At 63.3% G+C, this 5,408-nt stretch carries 6 protein-coding genes and 1 pseudogene; 6 read left to right on the top strand and 1 reads right to left on the bottom strand.

The genetic code is table 11. The annotated features are described in order from the left end of the window. From E5W87_RS32415 to fae, 5 genes are all read left to right on the top strand, one after another. Positions 1 to 660, top strand: a 660-nt coding sequence (locus tag E5W87_RS32415; protein WP_292407129.1) for an ATP-grasp domain-containing protein, incomplete at its 5' end; no start/stop codon positions are given. Further along, complete coding sequence (gene mch / locus E5W87_RS32420; RefSeq protein WP_292407132.1) at positions 657 to 1,613, top strand: methenyltetrahydromethanopterin cyclohydrolase; 957 nt, start codon at positions 657 to 659, stop codon at positions 1,611 to 1,613. The genes E5W87_RS32415 and mch, both read left to right, overlap by 4 nt. 86 nt (positions 1,614 to 1,699) lie before the next feature. Further along, complete coding sequence (locus tag E5W87_RS32425) at positions 1,700 to 2,641, top strand: RimK family alpha-L-glutamate ligase (protein ID WP_292407135.1); 942 nt, start codon at positions 1,700 to 1,702, stop codon at positions 2,639 to 2,641. Positions 2,642 to 2,653: 12 nt separating this feature from the next. After that, the gene (locus E5W87_RS32430; protein WP_292407138.1) at positions 2,654 to 3,496 is read left to right on the top strand and encodes a triphosphoribosyl-dephospho-CoA synthase; all 843 of its coding nucleotides are present in this window, start codon (positions 2,654 to 2,656) and stop codon (positions 3,494 to 3,496) included. A 168-nt stretch (positions 3,497 to 3,664) separates the two neighbouring features. After that, a complete protein-coding gene (gene fae / locus E5W87_RS32435; RefSeq protein ID WP_095489033.1) occupies positions 3,665 to 4,171 on the top strand; it encodes a formaldehyde-activating enzyme in 507 nt (168 codons plus the stop codon). 247 nt (positions 4,172 to 4,418) lie between these two features. Here the strand turns inward: fae and E5W87_RS32440 are convergent, their stop codons facing one another. Continuing rightward, positions 4,419 to 5,117, bottom strand: a complete 699-nt coding sequence (locus tag E5W87_RS32440) for a HisA/HisF-related TIM barrel protein (RefSeq protein ID WP_292407141.1) — start codon at positions 5,115 to 5,117, stop codon at positions 4,419 to 4,421. Between the two features lie 60 nt (positions 5,118 to 5,177). Between E5W87_RS32440 and E5W87_RS32445 the strand changes: the two are divergent. Continuing rightward, positions 5,178 to 5,408: pseudogene (locus tag E5W87_RS32445) on the top strand (hypothetical protein); the annotation flags it as partial.

A 5,408-nucleotide genomic window follows, 5' to 3' on the forward strand; every position in this document is an offset into this window, starting at 1 on the left:
ACGCATATCAGACGGGCCGCCGGAGAAACCCCAGCCACCGGCCGCTATTTCCAGCGTTTCGTTCCCGGCCGCAGCATCTCGGCCCTGTTCGTCGGCGACGGCCAAAGCGTTGATATCGTCGGCTTCAGCCAACAATGGGCCTCCCCCGCCCCCGCCGCGCCCTACCGCTATGGCGGCGCCGTGCGGTTGAGACGCTTCGATCGCAAGCAGGCGGCGATGATCCGCGGCTGGCTTTCAGGTCTGGCGCGCCGCGCCGGCCTGGTCGGATTGTGCAGCGCCGATCTCATTCGCGGACCGGATGGCTACAAGCTCATCGAGATCAACCCGAGGCCAGGCGCCACGCTCGACATTTTCGACGATGCCGACGCACCACTGATCGAAGCGCATTTGCGCGCCGCAGCAGGCAAGGCTTACCGCCTGCCGCGCTTCGTCGATTCGATGGCGTCGATGGTGACCTACGCAGCGGCGCCGATCGCCCAGTTTCCATCGATTGCCTGGCCTGAATGGACTGCGGACCATCAGTCGCCCGGCACCCGTCTGATTGCCGGCGATCCTGTCTGCACCATCTTCGCGCGCGGTCCGAGCGCCGATTTGACCAGGCGGCTCATCAAGGGACAAGCCAGCCGATTGCAACACCAATGGGAAGGAGACCGGACATGAAAGATGGTTCGGCATTCCTGAACGACAATGCGCAGCGCATCATCGACGGCATGATCGGCAACGCCGAACGCCTGCGTATCGCCGTTTCCAGGGGGCCATTGGGCGAGTGCCTGATCGATGCCGGCGCCAAGGCCACCGGCGGCGTCGAGGCCGGGCTGCGCATGGCGGAAGCCGCGATGGGCGGGCTCGGCAGCATTTCGGTCTGCATGGACCGCGCGTCGGAGAAATGGCCGTTGACCATCGAAGTGCGGTCCTCGCAGCCGGTGCTTGCCTGCCTGGGCAGCCAGTATGCGGGCTGGAACCTGTCGAGCCAGGGCTATTTCGCCATGGGATCGGGGCCGGCGCGGGCGCTAGCGCGCGTCGAGCCGCTGTTCGAAGTGCTTTCCTATCGCGACACCGCGTCATCCGCCGTGCTTATCCTGGAGACGGCCGAACCGCCGCCCCAAGCGATCGTCGAGAAAGTCGGCAGGGCAACCGGATTGCCAACCGAAAAGCTCACCTTCCTCTATGCGCCGACACAAAGCCTTGCGGGCAGCGTGCAGATCGTTGCGCGCGCGCTCGAGGTCGCCTTGCACAAGAGCAACGATCTCAAGTTTCCGCTGGACAATATCATCGACGGCATCGGCACTGCGCCTATCCCTGCCCCCCATCCGGATTTCCTGACCGCAATGGGCAGAACCAACGACGCCATCATCTATGGCGGCAGCGTCCAGCTCTTCGTAAAAGGCTCGGCGAAAGACGCCAGTGAGCTCGCGGAGCGACTGCCGAGCCGAGCCTCGCGCGACCACGGCCATCCCTTCGCCGAGGTCTTCAAACGGTTCAAGGGTGATTTCTATGCCATCGATCCGCTGCTGTTCAGCCCGGCCGAAGTGATCGTCACGGCGATCGAGACCGGCGATACGTTTCGCGCCGGCGAGCGCGATCTGCAGATGCTCGAACGGAGCCTCGGTTAGGCCATGGCTGTACAACGGATCCATCTGGCATCCGCTTGCCAGGCCGCACGCCCGGGCTTTCGGTATACCGGTATCCGAGGCGCGACATGATCCCCCGCATCCTGATCGTCAGCGACGTCTCGGACACCCGCGCCAAGGGCTTGGCGGCAAGGCTGGACCGGCGTGGCGCCGTGGTCGCAACCGTGCCGCTGGCAGCAATCGAATTCGACACCGGCAGCCCGAGCGGACTGTCGATCCCCGGCTTCGACGGCGCTCTGCCCGACGCCGTGCTGGTCCGTTCGATCGCCGCCGGATCATTCGAAGCGGTCACCCGGCGCCTCGGCGTGCTGCACGCATTCGCCAAGCTTTCCATTCCGGTGTGGAATTCCGCACAGGCGATAGAACGCTGCGTCGACAAGTCGATGACGACCTTCCTCCTGAAGAATGCCGGCCTGCCGACACCGCCGACATTCGCGGTCGAGGGACGTGCCATGGCCGAAGCGGTCGCCGAACGCGAACTGCCGTTCACGCCGCTGGTACTGAAGCCGCTTTTCGGCGCGCAGGGCCGCGGCATCAGGCTGATCGAAACACTGTCCGATCTCCCCGCCGAGGAAGAGGTGAACAGCGTCTACTATCTCCAGCATTACGTGCCGCGTCCCGGCCCTCCTTTCCGCGATTTTCGCGTTTTCGTCTGCGCCGGCGAAGTCCTGGCGATGATGAGCCGCCGTGGCGACGACTGGATCACCAACGTCAATCGCGGGGCGGTGCCCGAGCAGGTTTCAGGGCACGGCGAAACCGAACTGGCGGCGCTGGCAAGAGCCGCCACCGCCGCTATGTCAGCGGATTTCGCCGGCGTCGATATCGTGCCCTCGGCCGACGGCAAGCTGTTCGTGCTGGAGGTCAACAGCATGCCCGCCTGGTCCGGGCTTCAATCGGTCGTCGCGGTTAACATCGCCGATGCGATTGCCGACGCCCTGCTGAAATTCCTGGCTGATCGCACCGAGGCGGCGGCGCGCCCCTACCGCTTCACCGCGCCGGCGAATTCGTGACGAGCCGGTAGCATGGCGCTTTCGCGAGAACGCCTCAAGGTTGCCTACAAGGACGCCTGCCGGATGGAGATCGAGGCGCTGAAACCGGGCAACGTCCATCTGTTCGCCGACGGGCACGGCATGTCCGCCGCCCAGTTCATGATGAGCGCAGAGGTCTCGTCGGGGCCGCTGACCGATCCTCGCCTGCCGATCGGACAGCGTATGCTGGAAGCCGTCCGCGCGACACGTCTGGCGGTCGCGACCAATACCAACCTCGGTATCATCCTTCTGGCAGGGCCTCTGCTATGCGCCGCCGAAATGACCGGCGGCAGGCTGCATGACAATCTCGACGCGGTGCTGCGCGCGATGAGCATGGACGATACCAGGGCGGTGTTCGAGGCGATCGTTGCGGCCGCGCCGGGTGGCCTTGGAGAGGCCGCGAACGATGTGCGGCAAGCGCCGAAGGTTCATCTGCTCGAAGCCATGCGGGAGGCGGCCGACCGTGACATGATTGCCAGCCAGTATGTTACCGGTTTCGGCGACGTGTTCGGCGTCGGGCTTGCGGCTCTCGAAGCGGCGCTGGCGCGCGGGGAAAGCGGCATGTGGCCGACCGTATTCGCCTATATGGCGTTTCTCGCCGGCTTCCCCGACAGTCATGTGGTGCGCAACCATGGAGCTGAAACCGCAAACCAGGCGCGGCAAGAAGCCCTTGCCGTCCAGGCGGCGCTCCATGCCAACGGTGACGAGGCATCACGCATTCGTCTGCTCATGGAGCTCGACCGCCGGCTGAAGGCGGACAACGTCAACCCCGGCACATCGGCCGACCTGACCGTGGCTACTCTTTTAGTCCACCTCCTCGGCGTTCAGCTTGCATAATAGCAACGTTGGTGGTTGACTTTCAGGAGCGGAAGCTGGGCTTCCGCGGCTATCCAGCCAACCGGTCCGGATGTCCGGGCGCTGCCAACAAGGATAGCTGTCCATCGAGCGCTCGCTCGGTTTGCGGCGTCTTTGGACACCATAACTGTGTCTTGGAGGAAAATTGGCATGGCAAAGATCTCGAAAGTAATGGTCGGTGAATCGCTGGTAGGAGACGGCAACGAAGTGGCGCATGTCGACCTGCTCATCGGCCCGCGGGGGAGCGCGGTCGAAACGGCATTTTGCAACGCACTTACCAACAACAAGGACGGCTTTACCTCCCTTTTGGCGGTGATCGCGCCCAATCTTCAGTGCAAGCCCAACACCGTGATGTTCAACAAGGTCACGATCAAGGGCGCCAAGCAGGCCGTGCAGATGTTCGGCCCGGCCCAGCATGCGGTCGCAAAGGCGGTGCAGGACAGCGTCGCCGAGGGGATCATTCCTGCCAGTGAGGCGGACGATCTGTTCATCTGCGTCGGCGTTTTCATCCACTGGGACGCGGCGGACGACGCCAAGATCCAGAAGTACAATTACGAAGCGACAAAGGAAGCCATCCAACGCGCGGTCGCGGGAACACCGACGGCCGCCGAAGCCACGGATAAGCGGGACCAGGTGAAGCATCCGTTCGCGGCTTAGACAAGAGACAGCCCCGCACAGATAAAACCCTCCGCGGAGCCGGAGGGTCTGTTGCGCCGCCTGAAAAAGCTACTGGGCCTTTAGAGCATCGGACCCAAAAAATGCCCTCGGGCCTGACTCGAGGGTGGACTGGTTTTGGGAATCCCGATGCTTCAGCAAAGAGATAGAGCGGCGAGACGATCGACTTGAGAGTCCGCCGCTCTACAAGGCCCAGTTTCCGAGGCCGAAGTTCGATGCTACACAAATGTCAGGTGCCAAGCGTTGCGAGGTGCCTCGGCGTGAGCGTGCCGTCATGCAGCGAAGTTGCGACCAGAGCCGCGGCGATACCAAGTGACGAAAGGGCGCGAATGTCGGCCTCGTTGCGCACCCCGCCGGCCGCGATCACGGAGCGGCTTCCAGCCTTCGCCTTGATCGTCTCGAGCCGCGTGAAATCGGGACCGGAGGCGGAGCCGACCTTGGCCAGTGTCATGACGATCACCTTTTGCGGCCAAAGCTCCGGCTCATCGAGAAATGATGGCGGACCGCGAAACCCGTCGTCGAAGAAATCCAGCGACAGGATAAGGTCCGGATGATCGCAAAAACGCCGGAACAACGCATCGTCTCGCTGCGATTCGGAACCCAGGACCGGGTAAAGCCAGGGTTCGGCAAGTGCCGCCGAAAGGGTTTTCTCGTCGGCGATGCCTGCATCGACCCAAAGCTCCGGCGGCTCCGCCATCGTCTTCAGCCGGGCAAGCGCGCCACTGTTTGGCGTCCCGCCTTCGATGGCATCCAGATCGGCGATATAGAAGGTCGGAAAAGGGTAAAGGCCACGCAGACCGTCAGTGACCGCGATGACATCGGAGCTTTGGCTGAGCGGTGTGACGATCGGCCTGTAGCGATCGCGTTTTCCTTGCTGGGCGCGGACCACTTCGCCGCCTTTCAGGTCGAGAACCGGAATGATACGCAACGCTTTTCTCGCTGGCCAACTGTCTCTGCCCAACTGTCCCCTGTGATGAAAGCTTGAAGTGTGGAAAAAAGAAAGAGCATCATTGCCGGCTTCGATATCGGCGGCGCGCATCTGAAGGTGACGCGCGCGGAAGACGGCCGCATCGTCGAGGCAGTAACGATCGCCACGCCGCTTTGGCTAGGGCTCGGCAAGCTGACCTTGGCATTCGAGGAAACCGCTCCGATTTATGCGGGCGCCGATCTCAGCGCATTCACCATGACCGGCGAACTGGCGGACATCTTTCCCTCCCGC

It is taken from the genome of Mesorhizobium sp. (genome assembly GCF_004962925.1).
Taxonomy (GTDB): Bacteria; Pseudomonadota; Alphaproteobacteria; order Rhizobiales; family Rhizobiaceae; genus Mesorhizobium.